Source organism: Massilia sp. 9I, assembly GCF_902506415.1.
In the GTDB taxonomy this organism is placed as follows: domain Bacteria; phylum Pseudomonadota; class Gammaproteobacteria; order Burkholderiales; family Burkholderiaceae_D; genus Telluria.
Genome location: NZ_LR733275.1, coordinates 892,549 through 912,949, shown reverse-complemented (window position 1 = coordinate 912,949; position 20,401 = coordinate 892,549). Strand labels below are relative to the sequence as shown.

Annotated in this window: 16 protein-coding genes; 10 read left to right on the top strand and 6 right to left on the bottom strand. The window is 65.3% G+C overall.

Features of this window, described 5'->3' with window-relative positions; all coding sequences use genetic code 11:
• Window positions 1-7: 7 nt before the first annotated feature.
• The 4 genes from fliR to GV068_RS04135 are packed head-to-tail and all read left to right on the top strand — an operon-like array spanning window position 8 to window position 5,140.
• Entirely contained in the window at window positions 8-787 is a 780-nt protein-coding gene (gene fliR / locus GV068_RS04150; protein WP_159696132.1) for a flagellar biosynthetic protein FliR, read from the top strand.
• Window positions 777-1,916 carry a flagellar biosynthesis protein FlhB gene (locus GV068_RS04145; RefSeq protein WP_159696131.1) on the top strand — a complete coding sequence of 380 codons (1,140 nt, stop codon included), beginning with the start codon at window positions 777-779 and terminating at the stop codon, window positions 1,914-1,916. The genes fliR and GV068_RS04145 overlap by 11 nt, the downstream gene beginning before the upstream one ends.
• Window positions 1,913-4,006, top strand: a complete 2,094-nt coding sequence (locus GV068_RS04140) for a flagellar biosynthesis protein FlhA (RefSeq protein WP_159696130.1) — start codon at window positions 1,913-1,915, stop codon at window positions 4,004-4,006. The genes GV068_RS04145 and GV068_RS04140 overlap by 4 nt, the downstream gene beginning before the upstream one ends.
• Before the next feature lie 24 nt (window positions 4,007-4,030).
• Window positions 4,031-5,140: a DegT/DnrJ/EryC1/StrS aminotransferase family protein gene (locus tag GV068_RS04135; protein WP_159696129.1), complete on the top strand. Its 1,110-nt coding sequence runs from the start codon at window positions 4,031-4,033 to the stop codon at window positions 5,138-5,140.
• 3 nt (window positions 5,141-5,143) lie between these two features.
• Here the strand turns inward: GV068_RS04135 and GV068_RS04130 are convergent, their stop codons facing one another.
• The 3 genes from GV068_RS04130 to GV068_RS04120 form a co-directional block, all read right to left on the bottom strand.
• Complete coding sequence (locus GV068_RS04130) at window positions 5,144-6,007, bottom strand: hypothetical protein (RefSeq protein ID WP_159696128.1); 864 nt, start codon at window positions 6,005-6,007, stop codon at window positions 5,144-5,146.
• An 85-nt stretch (window positions 6,008-6,092) separates the two neighbouring features.
• The gene (locus GV068_RS04125) at window positions 6,093-6,944 is read right to left on the bottom strand and encodes a flagellin (protein WP_159696127.1); all 852 of its coding nucleotides are present in this window, start codon (window positions 6,942-6,944) and stop codon (window positions 6,093-6,095) included.
• Between the two features lie 174 nt (window positions 6,945-7,118).
• Window positions 7,119-9,290 carry a tetratricopeptide repeat protein gene (locus tag GV068_RS04120; protein ID WP_159696126.1) on the bottom strand — a complete coding sequence of 724 codons (2,172 nt, stop codon included), beginning with the start codon at window positions 9,288-9,290 and terminating at the stop codon, window positions 7,119-7,121.
• A gap of 240 nt (window positions 9,291-9,530) precedes the next feature.
• Here GV068_RS04120 and GV068_RS04115 point away from each other — a divergent pair, with 240 nt between their 5' ends.
• From GV068_RS04115 to GV068_RS04095, 5 genes are all read left to right on the top strand, one after another.
• Window positions 9,531-10,262, top strand: coding sequence for a PEP-CTERM sorting domain-containing protein (locus tag GV068_RS04115; protein WP_159696125.1), 732 nt, complete (start codon window positions 9,531-9,533; stop codon window positions 10,260-10,262).
• Between the two features lie 173 nt (window positions 10,263-10,435).
• A complete protein-coding gene (dusA, locus tag GV068_RS04110; RefSeq protein WP_159696124.1) occupies window positions 10,436-11,464 on the top strand; it encodes a tRNA dihydrouridine(20/20a) synthase DusA in 1,029 nt (342 codons plus the stop codon).
• Between the two features lie 363 nt (window positions 11,465-11,827).
• Window positions 11,828-13,612, top strand: coding sequence for a methyl-accepting chemotaxis protein (locus GV068_RS04105; protein ID WP_159704557.1), 1,785 nt, complete (start codon window positions 11,828-11,830; stop codon window positions 13,610-13,612).
• Window positions 13,613-13,694: 82 nt separating this feature from the next.
• The gene (locus GV068_RS04100) at window positions 13,695-14,039 is read left to right on the top strand and encodes an energy transducer TonB (protein ID WP_159696123.1); all 345 of its coding nucleotides are present in this window, start codon (window positions 13,695-13,697) and stop codon (window positions 14,037-14,039) included.
• A 171-nt stretch (window positions 14,040-14,210) separates the two neighbouring features.
• A complete protein-coding gene (locus GV068_RS04095) occupies window positions 14,211-14,615 on the top strand; it encodes a YXWGXW repeat-containing protein (protein ID WP_159696122.1) in 405 nt (134 codons plus the stop codon).
• 42 nt (window positions 14,616-14,657) lie between these two features.
• Here GV068_RS04095 and GV068_RS04090 read toward each other — a convergent pair whose 3' ends face one another.
• Window positions 14,658-16,253: a sensor domain-containing diguanylate cyclase gene (locus tag GV068_RS04090; protein ID WP_159696121.1), complete on the bottom strand. Its 1,596-nt coding sequence runs from the start codon at window positions 16,251-16,253 to the stop codon at window positions 14,658-14,660.
• A 146-nt stretch (window positions 16,254-16,399) separates the two neighbouring features.
• On the opposite strand from GV068_RS04090, the gene GV068_RS04085 reads away from it, so the two are divergent.
• Window positions 16,400-17,380 carry an alginate lyase family protein gene (locus GV068_RS04085; protein ID WP_229463703.1) on the top strand — a complete coding sequence of 327 codons (981 nt, stop codon included), beginning with the start codon at window positions 16,400-16,402 and terminating at the stop codon, window positions 17,378-17,380.
• Window positions 17,381-17,470: 90 nt separating this feature from the next.
• On the opposite strand, the gene GV068_RS04080 is transcribed toward GV068_RS04085, so the two are convergent.
• The gene (locus GV068_RS04080; RefSeq protein ID WP_159696120.1) at window positions 17,471-19,303 is read right to left on the bottom strand and encodes a hypothetical protein; all 1,833 of its coding nucleotides are present in this window, start codon (window positions 19,301-19,303) and stop codon (window positions 17,471-17,473) included.
• 87 nt (window positions 19,304-19,390) lie between these two features.
• Entirely contained in the window at window positions 19,391-20,386 is a 996-nt protein-coding gene (locus GV068_RS04075) for a LacI family DNA-binding transcriptional regulator (RefSeq protein ID WP_159696119.1), read from the bottom strand.
• Between the last annotated feature and the right edge of the window lie 15 nt (window positions 20,387-20,401).

The window sequence follows — 20,401 nt, the reverse complement described above, 5'->3', positions numbered from 1 at the left end:
TAGAACCATGGAGCTGGTCGGCTTCCTGCTGCCGCTGATGAATGCCCTGTGGTGGCCGTTCTGCCGCATCATGGCCATGCTCTCGACCGCCCCGGTGCTGGGCGAGGGTGCGGTCCCGGTGCCGGTGCGCGCGCTGCTGTCGGTCGCCCTGAGCTTCATGATGCTGCCGGTGACGAAGGTCGCGACCATGCCCGACCCGTTCTCGCTGGCCGGCGTGGTCACCATGATGGAGCAGGCCGTGATCGGCGGCGTGATCGGGCTGGCGCTGCAGTTCGCGATGGCCGTGATCACCATGCTCGGCTTCATCGCCTCGAGCCAGATCGGCTTCTCGATGGCGCAGATGAACGACCCCGTCAACGGCCAAGCCTCGGACGTGGTGTCCGGCCTGATGTCGCTGGTCGCGATCCTGGTGTTCTTCGGGATCGACGGCCACCTGGTGCTGATGGGCGTGGCGGGCCAGAGTTTCAAGGCCTGGCCGATCGGCGCCGGCTTCGGGCCGATGCTGTTGGAGGCCATCGCGCTGAACGTGGCCTGGGTGTTTTCCGCGGCGGTGCTGCTGGCGCTGCCGATCGTGTTTTCGACAATGGTGGTGCAGATCGGGTTCGGTTTCCTGAACCGGGTCGCGCCGAGTTTGAACCTGTTTTCGCTGGGCTTCTCGCTGGTGACGATTTTTGGCCTCTTGATGCTGGTGCAGGTGGTGCGTTTCATCCCCGAGCATTACGTGTCGATGACCAACCAGATCCTGGAGATGCTGCAGGATCAGATGAGGATGGCGCATGGCCGATAACGGTACCGGCGGCGACAAGACCGAAAAGCCCTCAGCGCAGAAACTGAAAAAGGCGCGCGATGAAGGCCAGGTCGTCCGTTCGCGCGACCTGTCGACGGCGGTCGGCATCCTGGTGAGCCTGAAGCTGTTCGCGATGCTGCTGCCCGGTTACCTCGAGTCCTTCCGTTCGCTGTTCAGGCTGATCTACGTGCCGCTGGGCGAGGCGGGCGCCATTGAGAACGCGATGTCGGTGGTGTTCACGGGCGCGCTGATGCTCCTGATTAAAATGGTGCTGCCGCTGGCGGTGATTCCGGTAGCGATCGTCGCCGCCGGCATGTTCCCCGGCGGCTGGATCGTGTCGAGCAAGAACCTGGCGCCGAAGTTCAGCCGCCTCAGCCCCTTGACCAACCTGGGCAACCTGTTCTCGCAAAAGCATTGGATCGGTTTCGCTACCTCGGCGGCCAAGGCGATCGTGCTGGGCTTCGTGCTGTGGCACGTGACCTCGTCCGCCATCAAGGCCTACGTCGAGCTGCAGCGCATGGCGCTGCCGGACGCGCTGGCCGGCGGCACCGCCCTGATGCTGGACGGCCTGATGGCCATGGTGGCCGTGTTCGTGGTGTTCGCCCTGATCGACGTGCCGGTGCAGGCCTTCCTGTTCACCAAAGACCAGCGCATGAGCAAGCAGGAAATCAAGGAAGAACATAAGAGCAACGAAGGCCGGCCGGAAGTGAAGCAGCGCATCCGCCAGCTGCAGCAGCAGCTGGCCCAGCGCAGCGTGCGCAAGAGCGTGCCGACGGCCGACGTGGTGATCGTCAACCCGGAACACTACGCGGTGGCGCTGAAGTACGATACCGACCGCGCCGAAGCGCCTTTCGTGGTGGCCAAGGGCGTGGACGAGATGGCGCTGTACATCAAGCGCATCGCGCGTGAGCACCAGATCGAAACCCTGTCGCTGCCGCCGCTGGCGCGCGCGATCTACAACACCAGCCAGGTACAGCAGCAGATCCCTGCGCAGCTGTACCAGGCGGTGTCCCAGGTACTGAATTACGTCCTACAACTGAACGCGTTCCGTGCAGGCCGGCGCCAGGCGCCCCCACGGTTCCCCAACGAGGTGGTCGTTCCATCTCATCTGAGCGAGGTTACTGCATGAATTCCTTTAACGCCTTCATTTCGGAGCTGAAGCGCCAGAAGTTCGCCGGGCCGGTGTTCCTGATCGCGCTGCTGGCGATGATCATGTTGCCGCTGCCGCCGGTGCTGCTGGACGTGCTGTTCACGTTCAACATCGTGCTGGCCCTGATCGTGATCCTGGTGTCGGTGACGGCCAAGCGTCCGCTCGACTTCTCGGTGTTCCCGACCGTGATCCTGGGCACCACCCTGATGCGCCTGGCGCTGAACGTGGCCTCGACCCGCGTCGTGCTGCTCAACGGCCACACCGGCACCGACGCCGCCGGCCATGTGATCGAATCCTTCGCCAACGTCGTCATCGGCGGTAACTTCGTGGTCGGCCTGGTCGTGTTCGTGATCCTCATGATCATCAACTTCATCGTGGTGACCAAGGGCGCGGAGCGGATCTCGGAAGTGTCGGCGCGCTTCACGCTGGACGCGCTGCCGGGCAAGCAGATGGCGATCGACGCCGACCTGAACGCAGGCCTGATTAACCAGGAAAAGGCCACCCAGCGCCGCCTGGATGTCGCGGCCGAAGCGGACTTCTACGGCGCCATGGATGGCGCCTCGAAGTTCGTGCGCGGCGACGCCGTCGCCTCGATCCTGATCCTGATCATCAACCTGGTAGGCGGTATCGCCATCGGCGCCCTGATGCACGGCCTGCCGCTGGGCGAAGCCTTCAAGGTGTATGCGCTGCTGACCATCGGTGACGGCCTGGTGGCCCAGATCCCGGCGCTGCTGCTGTCGGCGGCGGCGGCGATCCTGGTGACCCGCATCGGCGAATCGGGCGACCTCGAGAAGCAGGTCGGCGGCCAGCTGCTGGCCCAGCCGGCAGTGCTGTTCTCGGCCGCCGGCGTGATGATCATCCTCGGCCTGGTGCCGGGCATGCCGACCGTGACCTTCTTCATCTTCGGCGGCGTAGTTGCCTACGTCGGCTGGCGCCTGACCAAGATCGTCAAGGCGCCCGACAATGCGGGCGTGGCCGCGATCGAAGCGGCGCTGCGCGACGAGCGCGCCCCCGACCTCGACTGGCAGGCGCTGCCCGTGGTGCAGCCGGTCACGGTCGCCGTCGGCTACAAGCTGGTCGGCATGATCGACAAGGCCCAGGGCGAACCATTACCTAAGCGCATCAAGGGCGTGCGCCAGAGCCTGTCCGAGCAGATGGGCATGCTGCTGCCGAACATCGGCGTGCGCGACGACCTGGCCCTGCGCCCTTCGCAGTATGCGATCAGCCTGTCGGGCATCGTGGTGGCCGAGGCCGAGGTGATGCCGGACCACCTGATGGCGATCCCGTCGCCCAACGTCTACGGCGAACTGGATGGCATCCCCGGCATCGAGCCGGCCTACGGCATGGCGATCACCTGGATCGCGCCGGAGCAGAAGGCCGACGCGCTGGGCCTGGGCTACCAGGTGGTCGAGGTCTCGAGCGCGATCGCGACCCACACCTCGAAAGTGGTGCGCGAATACCTGCACGAGCTGTTCCGTCACGAAGACGTGCCGGCGATCCTGGAGCGCCTGCAGGCGCTGTCGCCGAAGCTGGCCGGCGCGCTGGAGAAGGCGTTGACCCACACCCAGCTGCTGCGCGTGTTCCGCGTGCTGCTGGGGGAGGGCGTGTCGCTGAAGGACATCGTGGTGGTCGCCACCACGCTGCTGGACAGTTCGGAGACCACCAAGGACCCGATCCTGCTGGCGGCCGAGGTGCGCTGCGCGCTGCGGCGCCAGATCGTTGCCGGCCTGTTCGGCAAGAAGAAGGACATGCCGGCCTTTAACCTGTCGGCCGAACTGGAAAACATGCTGCTCGGTTCCCTGAACCAGGCACGCCAGAACAACGGCGGCAAGGTCGCGCTCGACAATTACCCGATCGACCCGCAGCTGCTGTCCCAGCTGCAGATCAACATGCCGGTGGCGCGCGAGCAGATGAAGCAGCAGCACACCCCGCCGCTGCTGCTGGTGCTGCCGCAGGTGCGCCCGCTGCTGGCGCGCTATGCGCGCCTGTTTGCGCCGGGCCTGCACGTCCTGTCGTACAACGAAATCCCGGAAAACCGCGACGTCTCGATCGTCGGCACCGTGGGCTAAACGCCAAGCGCAAGGGAAGCCATCATGAACCGCAAGCCGATCTACGTGACCCAGCCGCAGCTGCCAGCGCTGGAAGACTTCTATCCCTATCTCGAGCAGATCTGGGAAAACAAGATCCTGACCAACGGCGGCCCTTTCCACCAGCAGCTGGAAAAGGCGCTGTGCGAGTATCTCGGTGTCGAGCACCTGGCGCTGTTCTCGAACGGCACCCTGGCCCTGGTGACGGCGCTGCAGGCGCTGCGCGTGACGGGCGAGGTGATCACCACGCCCTACTCGTTTGTCGCGACCGCGCATTCGCTGCTGTGGAACGGCATCAAGCCGGTGTTCGTGGACGTCGACCCGTACACCCTGAACCTCGATCCGCAAAAGATCGAGGCGGCGATCACGCCCCAGACCACCGCCATCATGCCGGTGCACTGCTACGGGCGTCCCTGCGACGTTGCGGCGATCCAGCGCATCGCTGACAACTACAACCTGAAGGTGATCTACGACGCGGCGCACGCCTTCGGGGTGCGCGATGCCAGCGGCAGCATCCTGCGCCATGGCGATTTGTCGGTGCTGAGCTTCCATGCGACCAAGGTGTTCAACACCTTCGAGGGCGGCGCCATCATCTGCCCGGACGCCAAGACCAAGCAGCGCATCGACCACCTGAAGAATTTCGGCTTCGTCGACGAAGTGACGGTGGTGGCGCCCGGCATCAACGGCAAGATGAGCGAGATTAACGCCGCCTTCGGCATGCTGCAGCTGCGCGGCGTGGACGAGGCCATCGCGCGCCGCGCCGAGATCGACCGCGCCTACCGCGAACTCCTGAAGGACGTGCCGGGCATTGCGCCCATGGGCGAGGGCGGCGAAGCCTCGGCCAACCATTCCTATTTCCCGATCCTGGTGGGCGAGGATTACCCCGAGTCGCGCGACGCGCTGTACGCGCGCCTGAAGGAAGCCGGCGTGCATGGCCGCCGCTACTTCTATCCCTTGATCAGCGACTTCCCGATGTACCGCGGCTTGCCCTCGGCCCGGCGCGACAACCTGCCGGTGGCGGGCGACGCGGCGGCGCGCGTCCTGTGCCTGCCGATCTATCCCCAGCTGGCGCTGGAAGACGTCGAGCGCATCGCGGCGCTGATCCGCGCCGCCTGATCCTTACGCTTCCTGGGCCGGCGCATGGGCCTGCGGCTCGGCCGGCAGGCGCAGCGCCAGCTCGGTGACGGCGCGGAACACATCCAGCGTCAGCGCCTCGGCCGCCGCTTCGGCATTCGCGACCACGGCGTGGCTGCCGCCGAAGGGCAGGCGGTCCGACAACTGCCAGCGCACCACCTGCACGCCGGCCTTTTCCATTGCCGCTTCCAGTTCCGGCTGCAGCGCGCGCAGCTGCGCCAGCGCATCGGGCGTGGCCGCGCACAATTCGATCGCCACCCCCTGCGGCAGCGGGTCCACCTGGACCACCACCGTGCTGCCGTCCGCCAGTTCCAGTTCCAGGCGCAGGGCCGCGCGCGGGCGCTTGCGGCGCCCCGGCGGTTGGTCGGCGTCGCGCGCCAGCACCGCCAGGTGCTGGGCGCGGTGGTCGCCCGCATGCACGGTGAAGCGCCAGGCATCCGGATGGGGCAGCAGCTGCTCGGCCACGCGCGGGGCCTGGCCCTGCTGGGCCAGGGCCAGCTGGGCCGGCGACAGCAGCCCGCCGCTGGCGGCCATGGCGCGCCCGCTCAGCTGGCTCCCCAGGCTGCGCACCTGGAAGCGCCACTGGCGCGCCAGCGCGGCGCCATCCTGGTGGGGATAGGCCAGCTGGCGCGCCAGCAAGGCCTGGTCGGGGCGCATCGCCGCGCCCTCGGCGCCGGGGTCCGCGCTTGCCGCCGGCAGCGCCGGGAGGGCCTCGGCCAGGGGATTGGAGAAGGGCAGCTCGGGCGCGCCGCCCTGGGTGAGCAGGGCCACGGGCGCGGCCGCCGCGACGGCGCCGGGAGCGAGCGGGGGAACGGCGGCGGGAGGCAGGGCGGGCAGCGAGACGGTCATGATGGACCCCGATCAAAACGAAAAAAGGCCAACCGGAAGGCTGGCCTTTGAAGATTCTACCCGGGCTGGCCCGGGTTGGCGGCCATTACTGCAGCAGCGACATGACCATCGAGGACATGCTGTTCGACTGCTTGAGCATTGCGGTACCAGCCTGCAGCAGCATCTGGTTCGAGGTCATGTTGGCGCTTTCGCTAGCGAAGTCGACGTCCATGATCAGGCCTTGTGCGGCCTTGCTGTTGGTGCTGATGTTCGACAGGTTGTTGTACACGTGTTCCAGGCGGTTCGCTGCAGCGCCCAGGCCCGAACGCACCTTGTTGACGCTGTCCAGTGCCGTTTCCAGCTTGCCGATGGTGGCGTTGGCGCTGGCGGTCAGTTCGGTACCGGTGGTGGTGGAGGTGTAGTTCGCGGTTGCAGCGCTGACCTGCGATGCCATCGAGGTCATGTCGGTCGACAGGTTGACCGACATCGTTTCGCTCGACGAAGCGCCGATCTGGAAGGTCATCGACGAAGCGACGGTGCCGCCGACCAGCAGCTTGGTGCCGCCGAAGGTGGTGTTTTGCAGGATGTTCTTCAGTTCCAGGCCCAGTGCATCGTATTCCGACTGCATGGCGGTCTTGTCGGCTGCGGTCGACGAAGCGTCGGCCGACTGGGTTGCCAGATCCTTCATGCGGACCAGCATGTTGCCGACTTCGTCCAGCGCGCCTTCGGCGGTCTGCAGCATCGAGGTCGAATTCTGGGTGTTGCGCATTGCGACGGCCATGCCCGAGGTCTGGGCTTTCAGGCGCGAAGCGATCTGCAGGCCGGCAGCGTCGTCCATTGCCGAGTTGATGCGGTAGCCGGTCGACAGGCGGGTCATCGAGGTCGACAGCGAGCTCTGGGTGCGGCTGATCGAGTTTTGTGCGGACAGTGCAGCGTTGTTGGTGTGAAGGCTCAGCATGTTCAGCTCCTGTTGGGTTCGGTTTCGAGTGCGTCACTCGCTCTCAACAGTACAAGGCGACCGCCACGAACCCGGCATTAAGTGCCGCACGGAAATTTTTTTAAATTTCTTTCTTTTTCTTTTTCTCAGCGTCACAAATGCGTCCGGCCGCAGGGGCGGCGGCCGGACAGGCCATCAGGCCGGCAGCTTCAGGTCCGACAGGCGCACCCGCAGCGGGGCCGGGGCTTCGTCCGCGCACCAGCGCTGCCACATCATGCGCCAGGCGCACTCCAGCGCCGCCGCCGTGATGCCGGGGTAGCCCAGCAGCGAATCGGTGAAGCGCTTGCGCATGGTGGCGCGCATGGTCGCCAGCGCATCCAGGTTCTGCGACAGGAACACGCCGAGGGCAATATAGGTCGCTTCGCTGTCGGCCACGAAGTCGGCCAGCCCGAGGTGGGCCATGACCGGCACGGCCGCATGGCTCGGATTGGTTTCCCCGACCGGAATCAGGGTCGGCACGCCCATCCACAGCGCCTGGCCGATCGTAGTCGAGCCGCTGTACGGGAAGGGGCACAGGCAGACGTCCACGTCGTGGTGCTGTTCCAGGAAGCCGTACACGTGGGTGCGATTGCGGAACAGCAGGCGCTCGCGCCCGATGCCGTGTTCGGCAAACCAGCTGGTCAGGACTTCCTCGGTGCCGGTCTGCATCCCGCCCAGCAGCATGCGCGAGTCCGGTACGGCATGCAGCAGGCGTGCCCACTGGCCGATCACGTTCCGGTTCAGCTTGTTAAGGCGGTGGAAACTGCCGAAGGTGATGTAGCCGTTGCGCAGGGCCGGCAGCTCGTTCACCGGCGGCGCCACGGTGGCCGGGGTGAACGGCGCGCCCAGCGGCAAGCGCACGATCTTTTCGCTGAACTGCTCGTCATAGCGGCCTTCCGGCAGCGAGAACTGGTCGTACAAGATGTAATCCATCGCTTCCAGCCCGGTGGTGCCGGCGTAGCCGATCCAGCTGCATTGCAGCGGCGCCGGCTTGCGCGCGAACAGCGGCAGGCGGTTGAGCGCCGAGTGCCCGGACAGGTCGATCAGGATGTCGATCGCGTCTTCGCGGATCAGACGCTCGGCCGCATCGTCGTCCAGCTGCGCGATCGGGCGCCAGGCGGCGGCGACCTCGCGCAGCTGGGCCGTCATCGCGTCCTCGACGGTATTGTTATAGTAGGCATACAGCGCCACGCCCGGGCTGTCCTTCAGGGCTTCGAACACCGGCGCCACAAAGTTGGTCACCGCGTGGTCGTACAGGTCGGCCGAGACGATGCCGACGCGCAGGCGGCGCTGCGGGTCGCGGCTGTTCGAATGCGGCTGGCGCAGGGCGCGCAGCCCGGTCTCCCAGCGCTCGGCGAAGGCGAAGTGTTCGCGGGTCAGCTCCTCGGCATCCATGCAGCAGTGGCTCATGATGAACAGCAGCACACTGTGGGCCTGCGCCGAGGGGCGCAGATCGAGCGCCTGGCGCGCCAGCTGCATCGCCAGCTCCCACTCGCCCATGGAGAAGCAGGCGCCGAGCAGGACGTACATGACTTCGGTATTGTCCGGCGCCAGTTCCAGCGCCTGCTGCATCAATGCCGCGGCACCGGCCAGGTCGCCGGACATGCGCAGCGCGGCGCCCAGGTCGATCAGCACCTCGATGCGATCCGGGCTCAAGGCGTGCAGGCGGCGGAAGTAGCCGGCCGCATCGGCGTATTGTTTCAGGGCGCGGCTGCTGCGGCCGAGCTGGAGCAGGGCGCCGGCATGTTCCGGCGCGGCCTCGAGCACGCTGCGCAGGCAGGCGATCGCCTCACCATGGCGCGCGCACAGGGCGAGCAGCAACCCGAGGTCGTAGCGCGCATCCAGCAGGTCGGGCGCGAGCACCAGCACACGCTCGAATACCGTGACCGCTTCCTCCAGCTTGCCCTGTCCATGCAGGACATTGCCCAGGCTGAGCAGCAGCGCCACGTTGCTCGGAGCCAGCTCGACGGCGCGCCGGGCCGGGGCTTCAGCCTCGGCGGCGCGACCGAGGCGCAGCAGTGCGTCGGCCAGGCCCTGGTGCAGGTCGGCGCCGTTCTCGAAGCGCAGCGCGGCCCGGTAGGCGCTCACCGCTTCCTCGAAGCGTTCGAGTTCGAACAGGGCGGCGGCCAGCACGGCCTGCAGGCCGCGCACCTTCGGATTGAGTTCGAGCGCGCGGCGCAGGCTGGCAACCCCGGCGTCGAGCTGGCGTGCTTTCAGCAGCGCCAGGCCGAGCAGGGCGTGAGCGTTGGCGTCGCGCGGGTTGCGCTGGACGGCGCGGCGGTGCTGCGCAAGCGGATCCTGGCTGGCAGGCTGGACGTGAAGATTCATGAGGATGGGCAGGTTTCTGTGCGGAAATTACCCGCGATTTTAAATCGCCGCGCCTTCCGATGGTTTGGGATTGTTGCGCCTGCTTCGAAAAAATTTTCGTTTTCCTAGCGTTTAGACACTGTCGACAATTCTTACAGTACAGTTTCATGTCGAAACTGAAAGCCAAATAAATCAGTTACTTGCATCAACGGTATGTTTCTTGCTTGTGAGAACTATCGTAAATATTAATGAGGTTTCTTGATGAGTAAATTGCTTCGTGCTGTGGCCTCCTGCGTGCTGCTGACCGCCGCCCAACTCGCCCACGCCGTTCCGAGCGCCGGCTGGACCACGAGCGACGGGTATGCATATGGGACTTCCCTGGATTTCGACGGCGCCGGGCAGCTCGCCGCCAATACGCTCATCACCAACCAGTTCCAGGCACAGGGCGTGACCTTCTCAGGTTCGGTGCGCGCCAACGCATGCGGCTACGGCGCCTGGAGCGCCTACGGCATGCCCATGAACAGCCTCGGGACTTATGGCCCGGATTGCAGCAATAACGCCCAGGAGGACAGCTTCGCGATCCGCTTCGATGGCACGGTGTCGAAGCTCGCGCTGGACGCCTTCCTCGATGACCGCCAGGGCACGGCAAGCTTCGACCTGTACCTGAAGGGACAACTGGTCTCGAGCTTCTCGCTGTCCGCGCTGGCCTATGGCGACCTGGCCTGGAATACCACCATCAATGTCGACAACCGCTATTTCAGCAATGGGCCCTACGGCCGCGCCGGCATCCTGCGGGTCGACGGCGCGCTGTTCGACGAAATCCGCTTCGCGGAAAACCTGGCCAGCGGCAGCGCCGGCTTCCTGTTCTTCGACAACCTGCGCTTCGACGCCGCGCGCGAAGTGCCGGAGCCGGCCAGCCTGGGCCTGATCGCACTCGGCCTGGCAGGCATCAGCGCGCTGCGCCGCAAGCCGGGCGCCACGCGCCAGGCCTGATTCGCCACCCCTGCGCCGCGCGGCGCGACGCGATCCGCCGGTCCATCTTCGTTATGCTGCGCCTGCCCTGATCCGCATGGCCTGCCCCATATACGGACGGGCAGGCGCATTTGGTCTATCATGTCGCCCTTTCGCTGCTTTTCGCGCCGTCATCACCGTCGCGCGACCGATCCATGTCTCTCGCACCCGTCCGCTCCGACCTTTCCGCCAAGGCCCTGCCGTCGCGCCGCCTGTCCGTCGCCCCGATGATGGACTGGACCGACCGCCACTGCCGCGTCTTCCACCGCCACATCACCAAGCACACTTGGCTGTACACCGAGATGGTGACCACCGGCGCCCTGGTCTATGGCGACGTCGAACGTCACCTGCGCTACGACGACAGCGAACACCCGGTCGCGCTGCAGCTGGGCGGCAGCGACCCACTTGATCTCGCCAAAAGCGCGAAGCTGGGCGAGCAGTGGGGTTACGACGAGATCAACCTGAACTGCGGGTGTCCTTCGGAGCGGGTGCAGAAGGGCGCTTTCGGCGCCTGCCTGATGGGGGAGCCGCAGCTGGTGGCCGACTGCGTCAAGGCGATGCGCGACGCGGTTTCGGTCGACGTCACGGTCAAGCACCGCATCGGCATCGACTACAACGAGGAATACGGGTTCGTGCGCGACTTCATCGGCACCATCGCCGACGCCGGCTGCCGTACCTTCATCGTGCATGCCCGCAATGCCGTGCTGAAGGGCCTGTCGCCCAAGGAAAACCGCGAAATCCCGCCGCTGCGCTACGAAGTGGCGTATCAACTCAAGCGCGAGTTCCCGGAACTGGAAATCATCATCAACGGCGGCATCAAGACCAGTGACGAGGTCGCCCTGCACCTGGAACACGTGGACGGCGTGATGCTGGGGCGTGAGGCCTACCACAACCCCTGGGTGATGGCGGACTGGGACCGGCGCTTCTACGGCGACCTCGACGCGCCAGTAAAAACCCGGGTGCAAGTGCTGGAAGCCATGATTCCCTACATCGCCGAGCAGCTGCGCCTTTACCAGCAGCATGGTTTCAAGCTCAACAGCATCACCCGCCACATGCTGGGCATCATGACCGGACTGCCGGGGGCGCGCGCCTTCCGCCAAATGCTGTCCGACCCGAAGAAGCTCGCGGGCGCCGATCCGGCCCTGCTGCTCGAAGCTGCGGCGCGCATGCCGATCGCCGCCTGAGCCGGCTTTTGTCTCTCTCCTAAGGCGTACTTCGGTACGCTTTTTTTATTGCTTGTCGGCAAATAGCGACAGTTGCGGGTCAAAAATGCCTAGACAAGTTGCTTAAAGCTTGCCGAGCGGCAAGACTACACGCATAATTTCTCTCGCTCCCTACACGTTGAGTGTCACCAACACTGTTGTTGAGCTGAAACAGTTCGGATGTTGCAGTCGATTTCTGACTTTCCGGTGGGAACTTTTGATTTATCCTGTCGGAAATACCCATCGGTCATGAAATGACCGTGGAACGCGTCGCACGGCGCAGGGAACCGGGCGAAATTCGATCAATAGATACAGGGATGAACAGGAATGGCTTTTTTGAATAACTTGAAGGTCGGTACCCGCCTCGCACTCGGTTTCGCACTGGTGCTGGTGCTGCTGATCGTCGTGACCGCGGTCGGCATCATGCGCATGGCGCAGATCCAGGACCGCCTCGACAAGGTGGTCAGCGTTAGCAACGTGTCGACCGGCCTGGTGATCGACATGCGCAACAACGTCAGCGACCGTGTCGCTTCGCTGCGCGTCCTGACCCTGATGACTGATCCGGCCGACATGGAACCGGAAATGGTCAAGTTCAAGGAACAGACCAAGAAGTACGACGAAGCCCAGAAGAAGCTGTCGAGCCTGTTTGCGGCCCACGCCACCGACAAGGAAAAAGCCCTGCTGGCACAGATCAAGGAATTCGAAGGCCAGGCCATGCCGGCCATCCAGAAAGCCTCGGAACTCTACCTGGCCAACAACGCGATGGACGCTACCCGCGTCATGATCCGCGAAGTGCGCCCGGTGCAGAAGAAGTGGATGGAAGCGCTGGACCAGCTGGCGATCCAGGAAGAAAAGCAGAACGCCCAGAGCAAGACGGATGCAGAGTCGGAGTTCCAGAACGCCCGTAACTTCATGATCGTCATGCTCTTGACCGCCGTCGCCATGGGCGTGGCCGCAGCCTGGGTGATCGCTCGCAGCCTGCGCAAGCAGCTCGGCGGCGAACCGGCCTACACCGCGGCGATCGCCGGCAGCATCGCCCACGGCGACCTGTCGATCTCGATCGAGACCGAAGAGTCGGACCGCGGCAGCCTGCTGGTGGAAATGAAAGAAATGCGCAACAGCCTGGTCGGCATCGTCGAACAGGTGCGCCGCGGCACCGAGACCATCGGCACCGCCTCGCGTGAAATTGCAGCCGGCAACATCGACCTGTCCTCGCGTACCGAACTGCAGGCCAGCTCGCTGGAAAAGACTGCCTCGGCGATGGAAGAATTGACCTCGACCGTCAAGCAGAACGCCGACAACGCCCGCCAGGCGAATGCCCTCGCGGCAACCGCCTCGGACGTGGCCCGCAAGGGTGGCGAAGTGGTGTCGCAGGTGGTCGGCACGATGGGTGAGATCAACAGCTCCGCAAGCAAGATCTCGGACATCATCGGCGTGATCGACGGCATCGCGTTCCAGACCAACATCCTGGCGCTGAACGCCGCAGTGGAAGCTGCCCGTGCCGGTGAACAGGGCCGCGGCTTCGCGGTGGTGGCCTCGGAAGTGCGTAACCTGGCCCAGCGTTCGGCTGCTGCGGCCAAAGAGATCAAGACCCTGATCGGCGACTCCGTCGAGAAGGTCGAGCGCGGCAGCAAACTGGTCGGCCAGGCCGGCGTGACGATGGACGAAGTGGTGACGAGCGTGAAACGCGTGACCGACATCATGAGCGAGATCGCCAACGCCAGCGCCGAGCAGAGCGCCGGTATCGAACAGGTCAACATGTCGATCATCGAGATGGACAGCATGACCCAGCAGAACGCCGCCCTGGTCGAAGAGGCCGCTGCCGCCGCGCAGAGCCTGCAGGACCAGGCAAGCGAACTGGCCCGCGTCGTCAGCATCTTCAAGCTGAGCGAGGGCGAGCAGTACCAGGCCGAGGTGCAGGCAACTGCAGCTCCGGCCACCAGCACCGCGGTTGTGGTGCGTCCGGCCGCTGCCAAGCGTCCGGCCCCGGCCCTAAAAAAGCCGGTGGTGAAGAAAGCTGCGGGCTCGGCTGCAAAACCGGCCGCGGCGCAGGAAGAAGCACCGGCTGCACCAGCTGCCAAAGCAAAGAAAGCCGCCACCGTCGCCAGCGACGAGTGGGAAGAATTCTAAGAAGAGAAGAAGGGCCGGCCTCCGGGCCGGCACGCAGTAGAGACTGCCAACTTAATTCAACAAAATCTTATTGGGGAAAAACATGAAAAACCTGACCGTGAAACTGATCGCTGCAATGACCCTCACCGCCGCCGCTGGCGCCACCTTCGCTGCCGAAGTGCCGGCATCGTTCGACCCGAAGAAGTGCGCGGTCGAATACCCGAAGGCCTCGCTGATGAACGAAGAGCAGGGCACCACCTCGGCATCGTTCCTGGTCAGCGCCGACGGCACCGTGACCGAATCGAAGCTGGAAAAGTCGAGCGGTTTCAAGAACCTGGACAAGGCAGCCCTGAAAGGCCTGTCGTCGTGCAAGTTCAAGCCGGGCACCAAGGACGGCGCACCGGCAGCGACCTGGACCAAGGTCGACTACGCCTGGAAGCTGGACTAATCCAGTTTTTCCCTGAAGCACGAAGCAGCCGGCACCCGCCGGCTGTTTTCTTTTGTGCTTCAGTTACATTTTCGTGGCGGCATGTTTCGAATGTAAGAACTTTTTTCATTTCTCCCGTGCGCGGTTGGGCTTGGCTATAGTGGTTCCAACACAACCGAAAGGAGAAGTACCATGAAAAGCATTCTTGCCGCTACCGCAGCTGTCCTGATCTCCACCGCAGCCTTCGCGCCGGTCCAGGCGCAGGCCCAGGGTCGCACTGAAGTGATCGTGGTGCGCCAGGCGCCGCCGCCGATGCGCAACGAGGCGATCCCCGCCGCCCGCCGCGGCTACGAGTGGGTGCCGGGCTACTGGAGCTATAACGGCCGCCGCTATGTGTGGGAACGTGGCCACTACGAAAAAGTGCGTGCCGGTTATGTCTATAATCGTCCGGAATGGCGCCAGGACCGTAACGGCTGGTACTTCGAGCGCGGCGGCTGGGTCCGCGACCGCGACCACCGCATGGCCCGCCGCGACCGTGACGGCGACGGCGTCCCGAATCGTTACGACGAGCGCCCGAACAACCCGAACCGCCACTAAGCACGACGAAGCCGCCCCATCCGGGGCGGTTTTTTTTTGGACTTACATCGCGAGCGGGGGAACCGGCGCCGCGCCGGTGTTGTCGAGATCGGTGCAGACACGGTTGCGGCCGTTCGCCTTGGCGCGGTAGAGCAGGGCGTCGGCGCGCATCACGAAGGTTTCCGGGTCCTCGTTGTCGCCCGGCGCCCCGTGGAAGGTGCAGGCGCCGGCGCTGATGGTGGCGGTTCCGAGCGGATTGTCGGCGTGCGCGATGCCGAGGTCCATCACCGCCAGGCGCAGGCGCTCGGCCACGTACCTGGCGCCGACCTGGCCGGTGGCCGGCAGGATCATGGCGAATTCCTCGCCGCCGTAGCGCGCTGCCAGGTCGGTCGGGCGCGCCAGGCAGGCCTGCAGCGCGGCCGCCACCTGGCGCAGGCAGTCGTCGCCGGCCACGTGGCCGTAGCGGTCGTTGTACTTCTTGAAGAAGTCGACGTCGAGCAGCACCAGCGAGAGCGGGGCGCCGGTCCGGCGTGCGCGCTTGAGTTCGAGGCACAGCGACTCCTCGAAGTGGCGCCGGTTGGCGATGCCGGTCAGGCCATCGTTGGTGGCCAGCACCGTCAGCTCCTGGTTGCGTTCCTGCAGGTGCTCTTCGGCGATGCGCAGCTCGGCCTCGAGCAGGTCGCGGATCATGATCTGGCGTACCAGGCGTGCGCCCACACCCACCAGCAGCAGCACCACCAATAAGGTGGCGGCCGACAGCAGCAGGGTCGATTGCTGCCACTCGGCCAGGATCTCATGCTTGGACTGGGCGGTGGCGACGATCAGCGGCAGCTTGTCGAGCCGGCGGTAGCTGTACAGGCGCGTCACGCCGTCGATCTGCGAGCGCAGCATCGCCGTTCCCATCGGACCGGATGAGCGCACCATCTGGAACACGGGGCCGCGCGAGACGTCCCTGCCGACCAGCTTTTCGCTGAAGGGACGGCGGTAGATCAGCGTACCGTCGTCGCGCGCCAGGAACACCACGCCTTCGCGGCCGACGTCGAAACTCTCATACAGCTCGGCGAAGAAGGCAATCTGGATGGTGCCCAGCGCGACGCCGGCGAAGCTGCCGTCCGGACGGTCGATGCGGCGCGACACCGGCAGGATCCACAGCCCGCTCGAGCGGCTCTTGATGGGCTTGCCGATGTGGACGGCGCGGCTGCGGTTGTGCAGGTGGTACTGGAAGTATTCGCGGTCGGCGTTGTTGCCAGCGATAGGGCGGTCGAGCGAGGTGACCAGCCAGCTGCCGTCGGCGCCGTAGACGAACAGGCCGTTCAGTTCCTTCACCTCCGACACCATGTTGCGCATGTGGCTGCGCAGGCGGTCCGAGGCGGCTGGGGTGATGCCGTCGACTTCGACGCGCTCGACCACGCCGGCCAGCACGGTGTCGACGATCCGGATCGTGCTTTCAGCCTGGGCCGCGAGTGCGGCCGCCATGTTCGAGGTCGCCGCCGTGTTCTCGGCGAGCCGGCTCTGGCGTGCAGTCCAGGCGCTCCAGCCCTGGGCCGCGACCAGCAGCGCGCAGAACAGGATCAGCACCCGGATCGCATAGCGAACCGCCGGGCGCTTCTTGGCGGTCAGGCTGCTGATGGGCGTAGGGGCAGGATGCTGTTGGGGCATGAGTGGCGACAGGGTTACCGTAGTCCTGAGCATATCCATGGTGCATGTAAAAGTCGAGCAAGAGTACGCGTTGCGTCGCAATGCTGGTTTACTTCGCCGGGTCAGCCTCTTAGAATAAGTTAAACGTTTTCCAAAAAGGAGGCAACATGCAGCGTGAGACCCGGGAGCGCCGATCGGCGGCCGTCAAACCTTTTGTGGCGGCCATGCTGCTCACCCTGAGCGCCGGCAGGGCGCTGGCCTGCGCGGCGCCGCCGGCGGCCGTGTTCGACATCGACGCCAACCGCTATTACACGGACACCCGCAGTTCGATCATCGACCCTGTGCTCAAGGCGCGCAACGAGGCCGCGGTCAAGCCGGTCAACGATTACCTGGAAGCGGTGGCGCGCAGCGCCAACGACTGGCAAGTCAAGCGCGACCCGCAGGATGCGCGCTGCGCCCTCGGCTGGCTCGAGGCCTGGGCCAGGCAGGGCGCCATGCTCGGCAAGATGACGACCAACCAGTCCTGGTATACGCGCAAGTGGACCTTGGGCGGCCTTGCCCTGAGCTATGCACGGGTGCAGGCGGCGGCCACGCCGGAACAGCGCAAGTTCATCGAGGACTGGTTCCGCGCGCTGGCCGACGTCACCATCGTGCACGCCGACGCCAACAAGGGCGTGCGCAACAACCACTACTACTGGGAAGGCCTGGCCATCACCGCCGTGGGCGCCGTCACGGGTGAGCAGCGTTACCTGGCCTGGGGCCGCAAGGTATTCGACCACGCGATGGGGCAGATCCAGCCGGACGGCTCGCTGCCGCACGAGATGGCGCGCGCCGCCAAGGCCCTGCATTACCACCTGTTCGCGGCCGCTCCGCTGGTGCTGATGGCCTCGATTCTGGACGTCCAGCATCCGAACCTGGACCGCCTGGTGCGCTTCGGCGCCGAGGGTGTCGCCAACCCCGCCGCCATCGAGCGCCTGGCCGGCGTCGCGCAGGAACGGCCGCAGCGCGTGCCCGGCTGGATCGCGATCTACGACCGCCACGCCGCGCAGCCGGTGTCGAACGTCCCGCCGCCGGCCAACAACTGGGATGCGCGCATGGGGGGCGACCGCAGCCTGCCCAATCCTCTCGAGCATCCGCGCCGCGGCTGAAGTTTGACCGCTTGGTAAAAAAAAGCCGGACCGGCGACAGGGCCGCGGGTCCGGTGACAAACGCGAGGAGTCGCGTGGAGAGCAGGGGACTTACTGGTAGCGGATGGTCCAGCGCACCACCAGCGGCTCGCGCATGCTGAAGGCGCCGCTGCTGCAGCGGACGATCGTGTTCATCTGGCCGTAAGGCGCGCGATACAGTTCGCTGCCGGCGGTCGGCTGCGCCGTGCAGCTCGACAAGCCGCTGACCTCGAAGGCCTGTACCGCGCCTTCCTTGAAGCGCACGGTGTTGCCCTCGACCGTGGCGCCGCTCGAGAACGAGGGGAAGTCCAGGGTCAGCTTCGACACCTCCAGCGGCGCGCTCGGGATGTAGCGGTCGGTGCGCGTGATGGCGCCCGGCTGCAGGCTGTATTCGGTCTCGACGCGGATGCGGCCATCCTTGATCGGCAGGTTCTTGCCCAGCTTGCTCACGGCATCCTGGCGATACGTGACGGCCTGGCCGGCGCCGCGCGGCGTGGCCTGGATGTCCTTCATCCACGCGGTCGCAATCAGCTCGCTGCCGTCGGCCAGCGTGAACTTCGGCAGCAGCTGCGAGTTCTCCGGGCCGCTGTCGGCCACACCGGAAATCACATTGTTCGCGAAGGGCAGCGGGAAGTAGGGGCTGTTGTCGTGCTGGCTCTGGCCGCCGTTGATGATGGACAGGCTGAACACATGGCCCTTGTCGCGCCAGATCGCCAGCGCGCGATCATATTCGCCGCGCGCGAAGCGCGTCAGGCTGAACTTGGGCCGCGTGCGTTCCAGCCAATTGGCCAGGTCCTTACGCGGCACGATGTCCTTCATGCCGGCCTTGTTCCACATCTCGTTGGTGGCGATCAGCTGGTGCAGCAGCGAGAAGTTCTCGCCCAGGATGCGGTGCTTGCCGCGGTAGGTGTCGGTGCGGCGCCCGCCGTTCCACATGTCGACCGAATGGATCTCCGGGTTGTACCAGAACTTCATATAGCGCTCGGCGATCCGGCTCGAATAGGCGTAGGCGTATTCCTTTTCTTCCAGGCTGAGGACGCCCAGGTAGGCCGCGGTCGACAGGATCTCCAGCATCGCGGTCTCGCCGTAGGGACCGAGGCTGCGGCCCATGGTGAAGCCGCTGCCGTCGGCGGTGGCGCTGTTCAGGGCGACGTCGGCCGACTTGCGCAGCAGGGCCTTGAGTTCCGGCGTGACCTCCAGGCCGGTCTCGATGAAGCGCTCGCAGATCTCGGCCGCCAGCAGGATGCTGTAGCGGTCGAAACGGCCCTGGCCGTCGGTCTCGTCGCTGAAGCCGAATTCGCCCGAGTAGGCGGCATAGTGCTTGAGCATCTTGTCGAGCAGGACTTCGCTGCCGGCCGTGTCTTCCCAGCCCATCAGCATGCGCAGGCGCGCGATGCTGAAGGCGACGCCATAGTAGTTGGTCGGCAGGTTGATCAGCTCATAGCTGGGCGTGCGGACGAACGTGCGCCAGTCGAGCTTCTTGCGCAGCGCTTCCAGGGTCTCCGGGCGCACTGCGCGCTCGAGCAGGCCGGCCTGTTTCAGGCGGTGCAGGGCGCCGATGTAGTAATAGATGCCCCAGGTCTCGTTGTCCATGCCGATGGTGAGGTCGGCGATCTCGGCGTAGTCGCGCAGCATGCCCGCCAGGCGTGGGTCGTCCTTCGGCAGGTGCAGCAGCACGTCGGCCAGGCCGGTAGCCACTTTCCCGGGCAGGAATTTGTCCTTGGCCTTGAAGGACTCGCGTCCCTCCATCGTCATGCCCGCGCGTTCCTTGGTCAGTTTCTGGAACAGGTATTCGAGCTGCGGGTAGGCCTGCTCGACGCTGCGCTGCAGCGGCGGCGTGACCTGGGCGGAAGCTGGTACGGCCAGCAGCGATGCTGCCGCCAGCAGGGGAAGTGCATGACGCATGAAGGAAGTCTCCGGTGTTGTTAAACGTTTTCCTAAATATAGGCGAACGCTACCGGAATGTAAAGTATTGCAGGGCCGGATTTTGTATCAGGACTTGCGCGCTTGCGTAGAAGCGCGCAGCACCAGCTGCGGCGCGACCTTGGTCAGCTTCTCGACCTGCTCGCCGCGGATCACCTGCAGCAGCTTGCTCATCGCAGTGGCGCCCATGCGCTCGCTCTGCAGGTCCACCGTGGTCAGGGCCGGTGACACGTACTTCCCGTAGGCGATGTTGTCGAAGCCGACCACCGACAGGTCGCTCGGGATCGACAGCCCGAGATTGGCTGCCTCCTTCATGAAGCCGAGGGCCATCAGGTCGTTGTAGCAGATCACCGCGTCGGGCCGCTGCGCCTGCAGCACGATGGTCGAGCACATGCGCTCGCCCTCGGCCATCGACGGGGCCTCGCCGTCGAACACGGTGAGTTCGATGCCGGCCGCGTCCAGGCATTCGCGCACGCCGCCCAGGCGTTCCTCGTCGCGGCGCGACTTCGAGAAACCGAGGTAGGCGACGCGCTGGTGGCCCAGCATGCGCAGGTGCTGGGCCAGCAGGAAGGCGCCGCCGTGGTCGTCGCTGGCCACGGTGGGAATCGGCAGTTCGTTCAGTGAGCCGAAAAACACCAGCGGCTTGTCGATCTCGGCCATCCAGGCCATCTCGTGCTCGCGCAGGCGCGAGAACACGATCATGCCGTCCACGCGCCGGCTCAGGTCTTCCAGGGTGCGGCGCTCGCGGCTCGGGGTTTCTTCCGTATCGACCAGCACCACTGAATATTCATGATCGTGCGCGACCCGGTTGGCGCCTTTCAGGATGCTGCTGAAGTGGGGGTTGGTCACGTCCAGCACCGACAGCCCGATGGTGTTGGTGCGCCCGGTGATCATCGACTTGGCCAGCGGATTCGACTTGTAGCCCAGGCTGGCGATGGCCGCATCCAGCGCCGCCTCGACCTTGGGCGAGAAACGCTGGGCGCCGTTGATGTACTTCGACACGGTGGCGGTGGACACCTGGGCTGCTGCGGCGACGTCGCGAATGGTCGGGGCTGAACTTTTCATGATCGGGTAATCGTT

What these genes read in the sequence shown, in the direction of transcription:
- fliR (WP_159696132.1), top strand. Translation starts at nt 8, where the DNA reads ATGGAGCTGGTCGGCTTCCTGCTGCCGCTGATGAATGCCCTGTGGTGG.
- GV068_RS04145 (WP_159696131.1), top strand. Translation starts at nt 777, where the DNA reads ATGGCCGATAACGGTACCGGCGGCGACAAGACCGAAAAGCCCTCAGCG.
- GV068_RS04140 (WP_159696130.1), top strand. Translation starts at nt 1,913, where the DNA reads ATGAATTCCTTTAACGCCTTCATTTCGGAGCTGAAGCGCCAGAAGTTC.
- GV068_RS04135 (WP_159696129.1), top strand. Translation starts at nt 4,031, where the DNA reads ATGAACCGCAAGCCGATCTACGTGACCCAGCCGCAGCTGCCAGCGCTG.
- GV068_RS04130 (WP_159696128.1), bottom strand. Translation starts at nt 6,007, where the DNA reads ATGACCGTCTCGCTGCCCGCCCTGCCTCCCGCCGCCGTTCCCCCGCTC.
- GV068_RS04125 (WP_159696127.1), bottom strand. Translation starts at nt 6,944, where the DNA reads ATGCTGAGCCTTCACACCAACAACGCTGCACTGTCCGCACAAAACTCG.
- GV068_RS04120 (WP_159696126.1), bottom strand. Translation starts at nt 9,290, where the DNA reads ATGAATCTTCACGTCCAGCCTGCCAGCCAGGATCCGCTTGCGCAGCAC.
- GV068_RS04115 (WP_159696125.1), top strand. Translation starts at nt 9,531, where the DNA reads ATGAGTAAATTGCTTCGTGCTGTGGCCTCCTGCGTGCTGCTGACCGCC.
- dusA (WP_159696124.1), top strand. Translation starts at nt 10,436, where the DNA reads ATGTCTCTCGCACCCGTCCGCTCCGACCTTTCCGCCAAGGCCCTGCCG.
- GV068_RS04100 (WP_159696123.1), top strand. Translation starts at nt 13,695, where the DNA reads ATGAAAAACCTGACCGTGAAACTGATCGCTGCAATGACCCTCACCGCC.
- GV068_RS04095 (WP_159696122.1), top strand. Translation starts at nt 14,211, where the DNA reads ATGAAAAGCATTCTTGCCGCTACCGCAGCTGTCCTGATCTCCACCGCA.
- GV068_RS04090 (WP_159696121.1), bottom strand. Translation starts at nt 16,253, where the DNA reads ATGCCCCAACAGCATCCTGCCCCTACGCCCATCAGCAGCCTGACCGCC.
- GV068_RS04085 (WP_229463703.1), top strand. Translation starts at nt 16,400, where the DNA reads ATGCAGCGTGAGACCCGGGAGCGCCGATCGGCGGCCGTCAAACCTTTT.
- GV068_RS04080 (WP_159696120.1), bottom strand. Translation starts at nt 19,303, where the DNA reads ATGCGTCATGCACTTCCCCTGCTGGCGGCAGCATCGCTGCTGGCCGTA.
- GV068_RS04075 (WP_159696119.1), bottom strand. Translation starts at nt 20,386, where the DNA reads ATGAAAAGTTCAGCCCCGACCATTCGCGACGTCGCCGCAGCAGCCCAG.